Annotated in this window: 15 protein-coding genes, 1 pseudogene and 1 other annotated feature; of the genes and pseudogenes, 6 read left to right on the forward strand and 10 right to left on the reverse strand. The window is 30.3% G+C overall.

From position 1 onward, the window contains the following. Window positions 1-133: 133 nt before the first annotated feature. The 4 genes from MPTP_RS07390 to udk form a co-directional block, all read right to left on the reverse strand. Window positions 134-1,204 carry a D-alanine--D-alanine ligase gene (locus tag MPTP_RS07390; protein ID WP_013774509.1) on the reverse strand — a complete coding sequence of 357 codons (1,071 nt, stop codon included), beginning with the start codon at window positions 1,202-1,204 and terminating at the stop codon, window positions 134-136. A 566-nt stretch (window positions 1,205-1,770) separates the two neighbouring features. Continuing rightward, window positions 1,771-2,229, reverse strand: coding sequence for a YaiI/YqxD family protein (locus MPTP_RS07395; protein WP_013774510.1), 459 nt, complete (start codon window positions 2,227-2,229; stop codon window positions 1,771-1,773). 16 nt (window positions 2,230-2,245) lie between these two features. Continuing rightward, window positions 2,246-3,259, reverse strand: coding sequence for a DNA topoisomerase subunit B (locus tag MPTP_RS07400; RefSeq protein ID WP_013774511.1), 1,014 nt, complete (start codon window positions 3,257-3,259; stop codon window positions 2,246-2,248). A 727-nt stretch (window positions 3,260-3,986) separates the two neighbouring features. Next, the gene (gene udk / locus MPTP_RS07405; RefSeq protein ID WP_013774512.1) at window positions 3,987-4,613 is read right to left on the reverse strand and encodes a uridine kinase; all 627 of its coding nucleotides are present in this window, start codon (window positions 4,611-4,613) and stop codon (window positions 3,987-3,989) included. A gap of 186 nt (window positions 4,614-4,799) precedes the next feature. On the opposite strand from udk, the gene MPTP_RS07410 reads away from it, so the two are divergent. Further along, window positions 4,800-5,258: a GNAT family N-acetyltransferase gene (locus MPTP_RS07410; RefSeq protein ID WP_013774513.1), complete on the forward strand. Its 459-nt coding sequence runs from the start codon at window positions 4,800-4,802 to the stop codon at window positions 5,256-5,258. Between the two features lie 81 nt (window positions 5,259-5,339). Here the strand turns inward: MPTP_RS07410 and MPTP_RS07415 are convergent, their stop codons facing one another. Then, complete coding sequence (locus tag MPTP_RS07415; protein WP_013774514.1) at window positions 5,340-6,053, reverse strand: YjjG family noncanonical pyrimidine nucleotidase; 714 nt, start codon at window positions 6,051-6,053, stop codon at window positions 5,340-5,342. Window positions 6,054-6,570: 517 nt separating this feature from the next. On the opposite strand from MPTP_RS07415, the gene MPTP_RS07420 reads away from it, so the two are divergent. Both MPTP_RS07420 and MPTP_RS07425 read left to right on the forward strand, forming a co-directional pair. Beyond that, window positions 6,571-7,200 carry a 50S ribosomal protein L25/general stress protein Ctc gene (locus MPTP_RS07420; RefSeq protein WP_013774515.1) on the forward strand — a complete coding sequence of 210 codons (630 nt, stop codon included), beginning with the start codon at window positions 6,571-6,573 and terminating at the stop codon, window positions 7,198-7,200. A 198-nt stretch (window positions 7,201-7,398) separates the two neighbouring features. Beyond that, window positions 7,399-7,725, forward strand: coding sequence for a DUF960 domain-containing protein (locus tag MPTP_RS07425; RefSeq protein WP_013774516.1), 327 nt, complete (start codon window positions 7,399-7,401; stop codon window positions 7,723-7,725). Window positions 7,726-8,017: 292 nt separating this feature from the next. On the opposite strand, the gene MPTP_RS07430 is transcribed toward MPTP_RS07425, so the two are convergent. The 4 genes from MPTP_RS07430 to amaP are packed head-to-tail and all read right to left on the reverse strand — an operon-like array spanning window position 8,018 to window position 9,594. Then, window positions 8,018-8,266 (reverse strand): GlsB/YeaQ/YmgE family stress response membrane protein, encoded by a 249-nt coding sequence (locus MPTP_RS07430; RefSeq protein WP_013774517.1) that lies wholly within the window; start codon window positions 8,264-8,266, stop codon window positions 8,018-8,020. A 24-nt stretch (window positions 8,267-8,290) separates the two neighbouring features. Beyond that, on the reverse strand, window positions 8,291-8,773 hold the full coding sequence (locus tag MPTP_RS07435) for an Asp23/Gls24 family envelope stress response protein (RefSeq protein ID WP_013774518.1): 483 nt from the start codon (window positions 8,771-8,773) through the stop codon (window positions 8,291-8,293). Window positions 8,774-8,812: 39 nt separating this feature from the next. Beyond that, window positions 8,813-9,025, reverse strand: coding sequence for a DUF2273 domain-containing protein (locus tag MPTP_RS07440; protein ID WP_013774519.1), 213 nt, complete (start codon window positions 9,023-9,025; stop codon window positions 8,813-8,815). Between the two features lie 11 nt (window positions 9,026-9,036). Beyond that, on the reverse strand, window positions 9,037-9,594 hold the full coding sequence (gene amaP, locus MPTP_RS07445) for an alkaline shock response membrane anchor protein AmaP (protein ID WP_013774520.1): 558 nt from the start codon (window positions 9,592-9,594) through the stop codon (window positions 9,037-9,039). A gap of 486 nt (window positions 9,595-10,080) precedes the next feature. After that, window positions 10,081-10,323: a binding site (T-box leader), on the forward strand. A 65-nt stretch (window positions 10,324-10,388) separates the two neighbouring features. Between amaP and MPTP_RS07450 the strand changes: the two genes are divergently transcribed. From MPTP_RS07450 to MPTP_RS09610, 3 genes and pseudogenes are all read left to right on the forward strand, one after another. Then, window positions 10,389-11,033, forward strand: coding sequence for an amino acid ABC transporter permease (locus MPTP_RS07450; protein ID WP_013774521.1), 645 nt, complete (start codon window positions 10,389-10,391; stop codon window positions 11,031-11,033). A 13-nt stretch (window positions 11,034-11,046) separates the two neighbouring features. Further along, window positions 11,047-11,682 carry an amino acid ABC transporter ATP-binding protein gene (locus tag MPTP_RS07455; RefSeq protein ID WP_013774522.1) on the forward strand — a complete coding sequence of 212 codons (636 nt, stop codon included), beginning with the start codon at window positions 11,047-11,049 and terminating at the stop codon, window positions 11,680-11,682. A 23-nt stretch (window positions 11,683-11,705) separates the two neighbouring features. Next, window positions 11,706-12,537 (forward strand): annotated as a pseudogene (locus MPTP_RS09610) (amino acid ABC transporter substrate-binding protein). Window positions 12,538-12,865: 328 nt separating this feature from the next. Here MPTP_RS09610 and leuS read toward each other — a convergent pair. Further along, a complete protein-coding gene (gene leuS / locus MPTP_RS07465) occupies window positions 12,866-15,280 on the reverse strand; it encodes a leucine--tRNA ligase (protein WP_013774525.1) in 2,415 nt (804 codons plus the stop codon). Window positions 15,281-15,466 lie beyond the last annotated feature (186 nt).

Raw genomic sequence — 15,466 nt, forward strand, 5'->3', positions numbered from 1 at the left:
TCATTGAAATACCTAAAGTGTATTCTAGCATGTTTGAACGCAAATAAAAATACAGGAAAAATCAATTTAATTAGATATAAATATTTTTACTCACCTAATTAATCATAATTTTCAACCTGTATTATTATTTTATTTAATTGTTAAAAAAACGTTGACGTTGCTCAAAACGATTTAATCCAAGTTGAATTAGCTCCTCAATTAAATCACTATACTTTAATCCCATATTCTCCCAAAGAGATGGATACATACTAAATTCAGTAAAACCGGGCATTGTATTTAATTCATTTAAAAATAATTCATTTTTATTTGTTAAGAAGAAATCACAACGACTTAATCCACTACCATCTAATGTTTTATATGCTTTTTTCGCATATTCTTGTGCTTGCCTACAAACTTCAGCCGGTAACTCTGCAGGTATTTTCATAGAAATTTGATTATCTACATATTTGGCTTGATAATCATAAAAATCAACATTTTTTACTACTTCTCCTGGTAAAGTCGTTCTTACATCTTCATTTCCTAAAATAGCTACTTCAATTTCACGTGCTTCGATGCCTTGTTCAACAATCACACGAGAATCATATTTGTAAGCCAGTTCTAAGGCTTTTTGAAGTTCTTCTCGATTTTCAACCTTACTGATGCCTACACTTGAACCTAAATTCGCCGGTTTAACAAACATTGGATATAACAAGGTTCCTTCACACCGTTCAAATAATTGCTTGGAATCATTTTTCCATTCATTTTTTAGAACAGGCACATAAGGTGTTTGAGGAATACCAACGGTTTGTAGCAAATATTTTGTCATTATTTTATCCATTGCAGTTGCACTTGCAAGTACTCCTGTTCCAACATATGGCATACTAATTGTTTCTAAAAAGCCTTGAATTGTACCATCTTCACCATTTGGTCCATGTAATACTGGAAATACAATAGCATCTTTTTCAAAAATCTCACAGGGCATTATGGATGTTCCTGATGAATAGGCCATTGTATTTTCATCCTTAGCACCCGTTAAGTTAAGAATTTCTTTATTCTCAGGTTTTTCTGTAAGTAATGGTCCCTTAATCCATTCTCCCTGTTTTGTAATTAACACTAATTGAACTGTATAATATTCATAATAAATAGCATTCAAAATAGAATAGGCAGACAGAATAGATACATCGTGTTCTTCACTCTTACCACCATATAATAAAATAATCTTCAAATGCTTGTCCTCCTGTAATGTTTGTTGAATTCAACATAAAATTTCTCTTCTACTCATCCCTCTTTTTTATTTTAGCATAAAAATTTGTATGAAAGTAGAAACAATTAAAATTTTAACTAGAAACTGCCATCATTCATTGAATTTGTTTTAATCAACATAGACAGTAAAATTACTTACAATTTTATTTTCCTTTATTTTTTATTCCAACTAAAAAGCGAGTTAAAACACCACCTATATCATTATGCCTATCTATTCAACAATTTCACTGACTAATTGGAAAGCATTAAAATCAACTTTTGATAGTTGTTTATTAATTATAACCAAGATAAAAGTTAATTCAATCAACTAATATTTTTTGTGATTTTTCTTAAAAAGAATCACCATCGACCATTAGTAAATAGGTAAATAGACATAAAAAATCAGACGATTTTCTAGGAATGTTTTTATTCTAACAAGTAATCTGTCATTTAACAATAGGTATGTACCTATTTTGTTTTATATCTTTTCAGTCAATGACAAAACAACCGAAGATCTACAATAAAATTCAAAGCAAATAAGCTAATCGTTTATTGTGTATCTTCAGCTGTTTTTTTTACAACTTCTTCCAATAAATGCATAAATCGCTCTAAGTCTTTGTGTGTATATGGCTTTGGTCCCTTACCATATTTTTCATTCTTGCGCATTTTTGCACTTAAAAAACGTTGGTTCAATAATCCGGTAATTTTTTCATCTGTATATTCATAACCTAAATGATGCAAAACAATCACCCGTTTCGCTAATGCCAAAGCAGCCAGTCCATAATCTTGTGTGATCAGGATATCTCCTGTTTTAATCAATTGTAAAATACGGTAATCAGCACTATCCACTCCTTTATCCACATAAACAAAAGAAATAAAATTTGGAAATTCCTTTGTTGAATAATGTGCAATGCTGGTTACAATAACAACAAATAATTGCTTTTTTATTGCCCAATCAATGACCGCTTTTTTTATAGGTGAACCGTCACCATCAATAAATACTTTCATTTCTGCTTATTTTTCCCTATCTTTCGTTGGAATACCAATTTGGATGTCTTTTTAAAAAACGTGAAATTTCATTAAATGCTATATTTTGTGTTACTTTGTAAAGTTCTGGATTTCTGATCTTGGTTTTTACTACACCCTGATAACGAGGACGTTGAATATGAATGGATAAGATAAAATCAAAACGTTCAGCGAAACTTTCTTTCGTTAAAAATTTAATTCGGTTTGTTTCCTCTAAAAATTGATTCATCGCTTCCATTGTTCCTTGGATAAAACCATCTAGGTGTGTGCCACCTTCAATTGGTAAATGACCATTAACAAAGCTTGCTGAAATACTCGCAGAACTATTTTTTGAAATGACAGCTTCCATTTCTAATTCATTATCTTTTACATGAAATGTTAATGGTCTTCCTTCTCTGGTGATTCGATGATCATTTTGATAAATATATTCGGTTAACCCATTTGTGTATTTGAAATGATTTTTTTGTTCTTTGCCATCTATTAATGCCATATCCAATCCACTATTTAACATAGCCAATTGTTGACAACGTTTAAATAAAACAAAATAAGAAATTCGTTGTGTATTAAAAATAGTAGGATCTGGTGAAAAAGCAATTTCAATTTTTTGTTGATCGCTATCAGAAGGAATAAATGCTTTTTTTACCAATCTACCTTGTTGATAAATATGTATCATGCGTCTTCCATCTTTTTCAACACTAAATCCCATTTGTTCAGATAAAGCCCGTAAAATAGGTAAAAAAGTATAAGTTGAAGAAAGCAACCCTTTTTCTTTGTTCAAAGCTAATCCTTTCTCACTAGCTAAAAAGAAATTAAACCGATCAGGAGCTAATTCAATTGACAGCTGACTTTTTGAAGCATCATTTGCAATAGCAAGTAAGCCATCCAATACTTGAAAAACTAAACTTTCTAGTCCTGCTTCACCGACTACACCAATAAATCTTCCTGGACATTTTTTTATATTTTCCTTTTGTGTTTCATTTTCTAACACTTCCCAGACCACTTCTTGGCTCATAGCGACTGCCTCCTTTAGAAATAATTTGCTCTCTTGTTATGATCTCTTTTTGTAAATGAAAAGCAATATAAAAATAATTTTTATTCTAATTCATTTTAATAGTAAAAAATATTTATTAAAATAATTTTATATTTTTTGAATAAAAATTAAAAAAGCTAGTTTTACCCTAAATTTCTGTATAGCTATTCATTTACAACAATTAACTTTAAGTATTATCTATATTACGAATAATGAATATACTTTTATCATAACTGAATATTATGAAATTTACCAAAATATTCACCTATATAGGAAGAAAAAATCATTTTTCTAGTTTTTCTTAATAAACACATTGTAAAAAATTTATAAAATAACTAAAAATTCATTAAATAAAAAAATCAGCAAAGAATTTAAAATTCTTTGCTGATTTTTCGCAGTATTTATCAAAAATAAATAGTCTGTCTATCTTCCACAAAATAAACAAACACAACATCCTACAATCCGGTAGGTGATGTTTCCATCTATGTCGCTGCAATCAACCAATCACAAGTCGTAAAAACGAAACAGCCTACAATAAGCGCTATCTGATTGCGTCAACTCGTCGCATAGATGCATTCTATCATAAATAAAAAAGAGTTACAAATGTTTTTTGCCTATTCAATAATTTTATTAAAAATAAAAAAGCAATTTATTGACCAATTATAGAATATATTCAATAAAAATTATAAATTATCTAACATTTCATCTATTATTTATTTAAAATACTATCTACCTTTGTACGAATGAGATCAATTGCTACATGGTTTTCTCCACCTTCAGGAACAATAATATCTGCATAGCGTTTTGTAGGTTCAATAAATTGATGGTACATTGGCTTTACTACTGTAGAATATTGTTCAATTACAGAATCGAGCGTTCTACCGCGTTCTTTTATATCTCTTTTTATTCGACGAATAACCCGAATATCATCATCAGTATCTACATAAATTTTAATTGTCATCAAATCTCTCAATCGTTGATCATCTAATATTAAAATACCCTCTAAAATAATGACATCTTTTGGTTCTTGGACAATCGTTTCTGAACTACGTGTATGTTTCACATAATCATAAATAGGTTTCTCAATTGTTTGATAAGCAAGTAGATTCTTTAAATGATCAATTAAAAGATCTGTATCAAAAGCAAAAGGATGATCATAATTTGTTTTAAGCCGCTCATTAAAACTTAGATGACTTTGATCCTTATAGTAGGAATCTTGTTCTAACATCATAATGGAATGGTTAGGAAAGTGTTCAAAAATTGCACGACTAACACTTGTTTTTCCACTACCAGAACCACCAGTTACTCCGATTACGATTGGTTGATTGTTTTCCATAATATATTCTTCCTTCTTTGATTGTTTTTTTTCATAATAAATTAAAAATAGTAATAGAGAACATAAATAAAAGAAAATCGACACATCAAATATTTAGTCAATAAAATTGACTCTTCGAGCTGGCCGTTTTTCTATATTTTTTTATTTCCTTTTGGTAAAATTAAGAAATAAAGAGGAGGTCATTGCATGGTAATTGAAGAAATTTTACCAAAAAATTTAACCGATGAACATTATGAATTACTTTTACAAGCAGATCCTTCTAGAGAAATGATTAACTCCTATATCGATCGTTCTCATTGTTTTGAAATTCTATCACCAAAATTAATAGCTATCATTGTTTTATTGCCTACACATCCTAAAACATTAGAAATTGTCAATATTTCTGTTATTCATTCCGAACAGGGAAAAGGTATCGGACGGTATCTATTACAGTTTGCTCAAAAATTTGCTCAAACTAATAATTTTGATTGTTTAGAAATAGGTACAGGAAGTACTAGTTTCAAACAATTATATCTTTATCAATCGTATGGTTTTCGTATCTGCGATATCTATCATAATTTCTTTCCCTATCATTATAAAGAAGAAATCATTGAAAATAAACTTCATTTACAAGATATGTTACGTTTGCGTTTGATATTAAAATAATATTCTACCTTGTTATTACTACCAATTGAAGTCAAAAGAAGTCAGCCATTATTTTTTATACCAACACATTTATATTGTTACCTAAGTAATACTTGTTGCCTTTAATGGATCCTTCATTAAGATTGGTAGTGATTCTTCTAAATTGTAGATTGTATAATCTGGTTTAATACTCGTTGTATTGGTTATTTTTTGTGCATTCAACCAGACTGTTTCAATATTTGCCTGTTTACCACCTAGAATATCTGCAGTTAGTGAATCACCAATAAGTAAGGTATTTTTCTTATTTAAATTTGATATTTGACTAAAAACATAATTAAAATACTCAATCATTGGTTTTTGATAGCCGATTTCTTCAGAAATAAAAATATCTTTAAACAAATGATCAAGTTGTGCTGCTTTTAATCGTTTGTATTGGGTAGTAGCTCCTCCGTTTGTAACGACATAAAGATCATAATCATGAACCAACTTTTCTAGCACTGCTTTACTGTTCCCCAATAATTCATGTCTTTGATCAAGATAATGATGATATTTTTCTTCCATTTGATCTCCATCAACAATCTGTCCTAACTGCTTAAAGAATCGATAAAATCGTTGATCTTCTATTTCATGTTTTGTAATCTCTCCTTGTTCAAATGCCTGCCATAATTTTCGATTAATTCGTTGATAGGTCGCTAAATGCTCCCCGGTTAATTCAATATCCATCTCAGCTAAAAGTGCCTGTAAGGCATGTTTTTCTGCTGAGTAAAAATCTAATAAAGTATTATCAATATCAAATAATAATGTTTTATAACTCATATTGCTCCTCCCTTACCATTCATCTTTCTTTGTCTTTGTGATTAATTTAGCGAATTGCTTCTACTTACTATGTAGTAAAGGATATATAAATCTGGCATGAATAAAAATGTTTAAAGAACAATGTACCTTGATAAACAAAGTAACCTATTATCTTGTTTAATAGCTATATTTTAATTAAATGATACAAATAAAACAACTAATTTAGCAATTTTTTATCTTATTCTGTCTGACTTTTTATTACTTGCAATAAAGACATATTGCTTGACTTATCTAATTAACAACGATATGGTTAGTAAGTAATAACTGAATACGGTTTCTCAATGACAGCGTAATGACCTGGGAGAGAATTATAACTATTAAAAATCCCTGAATAATTATGCCTAATTATTCAGGGATTTTTTATTCTCATAATGGATCTGAATCTTTCAATAGAAATATTTATTATTCTTTATTGATATCAATTACGTAGGTAGATGTATTCATATTTTCGTATCAAATTTAAGGGAGGAATTTAATTATGTCAGTATCATTAGCAGTAAAAGAAAGAGCTGTTCGTCCACGTTCAATTAGAAATCAGTTGCGCCGAAAAGGAAAAGTTCCCGCTATCGTTTATGGTCATGAAATTAAAAGTATTCCTATCTTCTTTGATGAAAAAGAATTATTGTACATTTTACATAACAATGGATCAAATGTTGTCATAACAATGACTATTAATAATAAAAAAATCAATACTTTATTAACAAATACACAATTAGATACATTTAACAAACAAATGAGACACGCAGAATTCTTGTCTGTTAATATGAATGAAGCAACTGAAGTGGAAACAGATGTTGTTCTAACAGGTGAGGCAAGTGGCGTAAAAGCTGGGGGAATTTTGACACAAAATTTGTATACTATTTTGGTTTCTACAACACCAGAACAACTGCCAGAAAATATTGAAGTTGATATTAGCAATTTAGGCATTGGTGAAGCAATTACAGTAGGTGATCTTCCTAAGAATCCTACCTATGAACTTGTTACTTCACCTGATGAGCAGATTGCTTCTGTAGCCGAAGCAACAACAGCTCCACTTGGAGAGGAAACAATTGAAAATACAAACGAATTAGACAATACTTCAGAAACAACTGAAACTGAGACAAAATAGAAGAAACACTACTTACTTAAAAAATTTGGACGTGAGAATTTTCTTGTCTCACGTCCTTTCGCATATACTTATTAAAAATTAGAATTAACGTATTATTATTTATAAAATTTATTAGTTTTTTTCAAAAATTTAGTTAATAAATATTCCCATTTTTTTTAAATAAGATATACTATAGATAATCAAAGGAGGTTGAGTATCATGTTTGAAAGTTTTGATAGTGAACGCAGCCGTTATGCCTCTTTAGGTGTAGTCGTTAGTCTACCAGAAAAATTAATTGACAGCATTTGGCTGATCATTGATTTGAATTTAAAAGGTGTCGTTCCTCTAACCAATATTTTATATTTTGACTTAATAAACAATAATGGGAAAGTAACTATTCATTTTTCTCAAGAGATGAGTGATGTGGAAATGTCGATTGATTTAACCTTTCCTTACCTGGAAGAATATCCAGCACAGGTTTTTGCATTTGATGATGGGAACAAGGAAACGATTATTTTACCAATGGAAATGTTGGAAAATTCTTAATAAATTAGTTTACACAAACATTACATTTACGAAATAAAATGGGTTAATTTAATTATATTAACAGCCAGTTTTCTAACTTTTTATTCAGATTATTTAAATGAAGCAGTTGTCTTTTTATAAATGCAATATACGTCTAAAAAGCAAATTATTTTTATTTTACTGATTAGGTAGAGGATACTTTTTTAGCGTTTAGTTTATTGCTATTCTTTCGTTTCTATAGGCATAATAAAAAGAAACTAGGAAATCAAACACTCCTAGTTTCTTTGCTATACTTATTCTTATTCATGTATTATTATGAAACCACCTTGATAATAATTGAGTAGATTACTACACAGATTAACGCACCAATGAAGGCAGAAATGATAGGAAACCCACCAATGACCATTCCCATATTTCCTAACAATTTTGTTCCAACCCAACTACCTAAAAAGCCAACAATAATATTTCCAATAATGCCACCGGGTACATCTCTGCCAACAATTGCACCAGCAATTGCACCCAGAATGCCGCCAACAATTAACGACCATATAAAACTTAACATTTTTTTACCTGCCTTTCAATTTAATTATTGAAGGTTTCTTTGTTCATTTTGATTATCTTCTTTTTTATTATCTGTTTTATTATCCTTTGGTTTTTTGTTTTGATATTGTTCCTCATATTGTTGTTTTGACATTACATCGTCTACATTCATGTTAAACTCTACCAATTCTAATCCAGTCATATTTTTAACAGAATCAGCTACCTTTTTGGTTGCTTCATCAAATACCTCGGCAATATTTTTTCCATATTCACCAATTATATCAAGATCAATTGCTACTTGTTTACTGCCAACTTCTGCATTAACACCTTTTGTTGGATTATTATTATTTGTAAACTTATCTGTTAAGTTAGTAATGGCATTTCCACTTAATCCTAAAATACCAGGAATACTTGAAACAGCAATACCTGCAATTTTTTTCAATACTTGATCATCAAAGGTTAACTTTTTTTTAACGTCATTAGTTTTATTTGCTCCATCATTACTATTTGTATGTGTTTTATTATCCATCTTTATCAACCTTCCTTATAATTAATAATTTTATTTATTTTATCTTTCAAAAAAAGCCTGAATAGAGGCTAATATTGAAAAGAATGAACGGTTTCCATCCCACATGGTACCGATAATGTAACCAATAGTTGTTAATACTACAATTAAAATGGTTTTCCAAAAACCAATAAACATAAAAAGAACAGCAATCAGTAAAAATAGAAATGTAAAAATTAATTGATTACGATACGGATACTTTTGTTTATTTTTCATTTTTGCCTCCTCTATTCCACTCTCGGTTGTTTCTTCCAGGTACTTAGAATAGGTTGCTTTTCATAAGTCATTTTGACTGTAACTTTATGAGTTTCTATATTCGCAGTTTGTTCAAATGCTTGCACGATTCGATCTTGTATTTCCATCGCTTTTGTTAAAAATTGTTGTTTTTTTTCTTCATGAATCGTTGCTTGCACGTATGCCTTTTGATGTTTATCTAAATGAACGCTTGTTTGTATATCATTTGCTGGTACAATTTCACTTGCTGCCGAGGTGGCAACGGATTCCAATGTGTGTAATGGAAAGATAACACTCCCAGTTTCTTTATAAATAATTACCTGCTTCCTTGAAACCGGACGAAATAAAACCATCAATAAAGAAATCAATAAAAGTACTGCTGAAATAGCAATAACTATTTGATAAAATAGCGTAAACCAACTCAAATGATTAGATAAATTTTGATAAAAGAGAGTAAGCGTGTTTACGTACTCTAATTGTGAAAATAATCCAATAATGCCAAAGATACCAATAGCTAATAACAGTACACCAAGTATTTTTAACCCTCTCATGTTCTCCTCCTTTAAACTTATTTATTCTTTAATGATTTCTCTTTCTATAAATCATGTTAAATGGTTTAAGAAACAAATTCAAAAGATACGCTTTTTTTTAGACTATTTTCTTACAAATAATTTAATAATTTTATCTTAATGAATCCATTTAGGACAATTTAATAGCTAGTTTAAAATGAAGAAAAATTCTATTTGTAATGATTTTCATGTTCTTTTAGGAGAATTTAAATAAAAGCGAACTTGGTATTTTCTCTTTCCATATTATTTTAAGTTGACAGATAAAAATTTGAATGATAAAGTAAAAAAATATAAATTAAGGCAATTATGTTGGCTGCATAGATAACTAAAATTATTGATATTTATGCAAAGTTATTCGATTACTAAGAATATATATTTAGTAGTTGCGATTCATTCAATGACAAAAAATTCCATAGAACAATTTAATTGATAAATAACTTTTTAAATAGAGCTACCTACATACTATCCAAAATACTTATAACGCAGACAAGTAATCTTTCTTTTTCGAAATAACAGAGACTTTTTCATTGCTGAAAGAAAAGGCAAAAAGATGGAATGAAACACAACTGCTAGGTCATTTTCTGAACAAAAATTAGTGATTAGGAAAATGCGGAAGCTACCGTTAACCAGCACAGTTATTAACAACTGACAGAGACTAATTTTGTGAAGAATTGGTGAACTGAGGTGGAACCACGAATTTTCGTCCTCTTAGCTTTTTAGCTAGGGGACTTTTTTATTTATTTTAATCAACTATCTTAAATGAATTGGAGAAACGCATGATACACTATAGTTTGGAAATTTTACCTGCCTTATTATCCGGCTTAAAAACAACAATGGGTATATTTATCTTTACCATCATAGGTGCTGTCCCACTAGGTATATTAATTGCCTTTATTACACAACTGCCAATGGAACCATTAAAATTTTTCATTGAATTATATACCTGGCTACTTAGAGGCACTCCCTTATTACTTCAATTAATTTTTGTGTTTTATGGATTGCCATTAATTGGAGTCGTTTTTCAACGTTATGACGCTGTTTTATTCGCGTTTATTTTAAATTATTCTGCCTATTTTGCGGAAATTTTTCGTGGTGGCATTCAATCTATTCCGAAAGAACAAGTTGAAGCAGCGAAGATGTTAAAACTGACAAAAATACAAACGATTATCCATCTTATTTTTCCCCAGGTAACAAAAATTGTTTTACCCTCTGTTGGTAATGAAGTCATTAATCTGATTAAAGATACTTCACTAATCTATATTCTAGGCTTAGGGGATTTACTAAGAAACGGCCAGGTAGCAATGAGTCGGGATGTTACATTAATTCCTCTAATACTTGTTGGCTTTATCTATCTATTAATGACAGCCATTTTGACAGCCATTATAAAGAGATTAGAAAAACATTATGAGTATTATAAGTAGGGAGAGTTGGAAAATGCTAATTATTAATGGCTTATCAAAAAAATTTAACAATACACAAATTATTGATCAATTCAATTTAAAAATTAAGGAAGGAGAAATTACAACAATTATTGGCCCATCTGGAGGGGGAAAAACTACCTTATTACGTTGTATTGCAGGTTTAGAAACAATTGATTTAGGAGAATTTTTACTTGATGGTATTCCTTTTGATCCAGTCAAAACAGCTAAAAATGAACAAATTATTGGCATTGTTTTTCAGGATTTTCGGCTTTTTCCCCACTTATCTGTTTTAGAAAATATTACCCTTGCTCCTCAATTGTCCTTAAAACAAACCAAAAAAATAAGTGAACAACATGCAAAAGAGCTATTGGAAAAATTAGGATTGGTTGGAAAGGAAAATCTTTATCCTTATCAACTTTCTGGCGGTCAAAAACAACGTGTCGCTTTGGCAAGAGCATTAGCCATGAAGCCCAAGATTCTAGGTTACGATGAACCAACTAGTGCTCTAGACATTCATTTACGACAGCAAATTGAAGCCATTATTCTTGATTTAAAAAAACAAGGCATGACCCAAATTGTTGTGACACATGATAGGACATTTGCCAAAAATATTTCAGATACATTGATTACTGTTCATCCTATACAGTAAATATAAAAGGAGAGTATCGTAAAATGAATCAAGAAAAAATTAAGCAATGTTGCTACATTTGTTGCCTCTTTTTATTTCTCCTAGTATGCTTTGTGGGTTGCTCAAAAAAACAAGTTGAAAAAGATCAATGGTTTAATATTAAACAGAAAAAACAAGTAACGATTGGTCTTGATGATTCATTTGTTCCGATGGGATTTCAAAATAAAGCTGGAAAAATTGTCGGTTATGATATTGATTTAGCTACTGCCGTCTTTCAACTTTATGGTATGAAAGTAAATTTTCAACCCATTGATTGGTCAATGAAAGAAAATGAACTCCAAAACCAAACCATCGACCTTATTTGGAATGGTTATACCAAAAATGCAGAGCGAGAGAAAAAAGTTGCTTTTAGTGATAGCTATATGAATAATTCTCAAGTGATTGTGACATTAAAACAAAAAAATCCAATATACCTCACAATTAAAAAATCGAGTATTAGGTATCCAAAATTGTTCCTCTGGTTATATGAATTTTGAAAATCATCCAACTTCTTTAAAAAATTATATTAAAAATCAGACACCTATCCTTTATGATGGATTTAATGAAGCATTTCTTGATTTAGAATCTAGCCAAATTGATGGTTTGCTCATTGATAAAATTTATGCAAATTATTATTTAGCTCATTTGAAAAAGAAAACTAATTTTTATGTTTTCCCTGCAAACTTTGAAAGTGAAGCTTTTACAGTTGGAATTAGAAAAAATGATTTTTTACTAAAAGAAAAAATAAATTCAGGATTCAAACAATTAAGAAAAAATGGAAAGATGGAAATAATTTATAAAAAATGGTTTGCTACTACTCATCATGATAAAAAATAAGCATTTAGCAGTTGGTTATCTGATAAAATCATTCAGGGAATAATTAAAGAAATCTGAAATAATAAGGAGACAGACACTAATAAAATGTCTGTCTCCTTATTTCTAGTTTATGGCTCATCACATCTATTCATTCATACACATTTATAAAATGATTATTTTTAAAATCAACCATTTTATCTATTCTACTTAATTCTACCCATATTTAATAATCTTTAAAATCAACTAGTCAGAAATCTATATTGTTTTGCAATGAATAGCAATAGATGAAGCATTATCAATTATTTTCTCAATGTATTATTTGTTTTTGTTTCATAAAATGAAACTAGATCTATTTTGCAACAATGTTTACTAATTTGTCTGGAATTACAATGACTTTATGAATATTTTTTCCTTCCAGAATTCGTTGAATACTTTCAATGGTTAATGCTTTTTGTTCCAATTCTTCTTTTCCTAATCCTTTAGGCAGTGTCATCTTACCACGTACTTTACCATTTACTTGGAAAATAATTTCTGTCTCTTCTTCAACCAAGACACTTTCATCATACTCTGGCCAAGGTGCATAGGAAATACTATCTGTTTTGCCAAGAATTTCCCATAATTCTTCTCCTAGATGAGGGACAATTGGTGCTAGCAACTGAACGAAGCCTAAAGCATAATTGTAAGGCAATTCAGCTATTTTATTTGCTTCATTGACAAAAATCATTAATTGTGAAATAGCTGTATTAAAATGCATAGCTTCTAGATCTTCTGTTACTTTTTTAACGGTTTGATTATATAACTTTGTTAGCTGTCCATCATTTGTTTTAATAATCCGGGCATTCATTGTACCAGTTTCACTTACAAGTAATCGCCATACCCGGTCTAAAAATTTCCGACTGCCTTCTAAACCATTTTCACTCCAAGCAATAGAAGCATCTAAAGGTCCCATAAACATTTCATATAGCCTTAAAGTATCTGCTCCATATTTTTCGATAACATCATCCGGATTTACAACATTACCACGAGACTTGGACATTTTTTCATTGTTTTTGCCTAAAATCATACCTTGGTTATAAAGTTTCTGGAAAGGCTCTTTTGTAGGAACAACACCAAGATCATACAGGAACTTATGCCAAAAACGGGCATATAATAAATGAAGAACTGCATGTTCTGCTCCACCTATATAAATATCGACAGGCAGCCAACGTTCCAATGCTTCATAACTAGCAATTTTCTCCTTATTATAGGGATCGATAAATCGCAAATAATACCAAGAACTACCAGCCCATTGAGGCATTGTATTAGTTTCTCTTTTTCCTTTTTTACCTGTCTTTGGATCAATAACATTAATCCAATCTTCAATATTGGCTAATGGAGACTCTCCTGTTCCACTTGGATGAATATCTGTTACTTTTGGTAGGCATAGAGGCAATTCAGATTCAGGAACTACACTTGTTGTTCCATCTTCCCAATGAATAATGGGAATTGGTTCCCCCCAATAACGCTGACGAGAAAAAAGCCAATCTCGCAAACGATAACTTACTTTCTTTTCACCCACCTTATGTTCTTCTAACCAACCAATCATAGTTGAAATAGCAGTTTCTTTATCCAAACCATCTAAAAATCCTGAATTGATATGTCTACCATTACCTGTATAGGCTTCTTCTTCGACATTACCACCATCAATTACCGGTAAGATTTCCAAATTAAAAGTTTTGGCAAAGGCATAATCTCGTTCATCGTGAGCAGGCACTGCCATAATTGCGCCAGTTCCATAAGAAGAAAGCACATAATCAGAAATCCAAATAGGAATTTTTTTATTATTTACTGGATTAATCGCATAAGCTCCTGTAAATACTCCTGTTTTCTCTTTTGCTAATTCTGTACGCATTAAGTCAGATTTTTTAGCAGCTTCAGCCACATATTTCTCTACCATTTTTTGTTGTTTAGGTATTGTAATTTCTTTTACTAACTTATGTTCAGGAGCCAAAACAGTATAGGTAGCTCCAAAAAGTGTATCTGCACGTGTTGTAAATACTGTAAAAGCTTGTTCTATTCCAGCTACCTGAAATGTTATATTCGCTCCCTCTGAGCGACCAATCCAGTTTCTTTGCATATCTTTAATATTTTCTGGCCAATCAACTAGGTCTAAATCCTTCAGTAATCGGTCTGCATAAGCAGTAATTTTTAACATCCATTGCCGCATTGGTTTACGAATAACATCATAGCCGCCACGTTCACTTTTCCCATCAATTACTTCTTCGTTTGAAATCACTGTTCCCAACTCAGGTACCCAATTAACAGCTACTTCTGCTTCATAGGCTAATCCTTTTTCGTATAACTTTGTAAAAATCCATTGTGTCCATTTATAATAATCAGGATTTGTGGTACTAATTTCGCGATTCCAATCATAGCTAAATCCTAATGAATTGATTTGTCGCTTAAATGTTTCAATATTTTCTTTTGTAAATACTTCTGGATCATTTTCTGTATCTAATGCATATTGTTCAGCAGGTAGTCCAAAAGCATCCCAGCCCATCGGATGAAGAACATTGTATCCCTGACTACGTTTCATTCTTGAAAGAATATCGGTAGCCGTATATCCTTCTGGATGTCCTACATGTAATCCCTTGCCAGATGGATAAGGAAACATATCTAATGCATAAAATTTTTCTCGATCCGGTTCTTCTTTTGTTATAAATGTATTATTCATTGCCCAATAGTTTTGCCATTTTTTTTCAATTTTTTTATGATCATATCCCATTTACTTTCCTCCTATAATTATCATTTTTAAAATGCTACAAATTTACTATAAAATAATCGATCTTTTAGGTATTATTGACTAGCTAGTTTTATGATAATCTAATGAACAAGCTCTGAAAGAGACAAGAAAGGAAGAATAAAAATAATAAACTATTTTTCTATTCTAAACCAATCATTATTTTAATCA

The organism is Melissococcus plutonius ATCC 35311 (assembly GCF_000270185.1).
Lineage (GTDB): Bacteria > Bacillota > Bacilli > Lactobacillales > Enterococcaceae > Melissococcus > Melissococcus plutonius.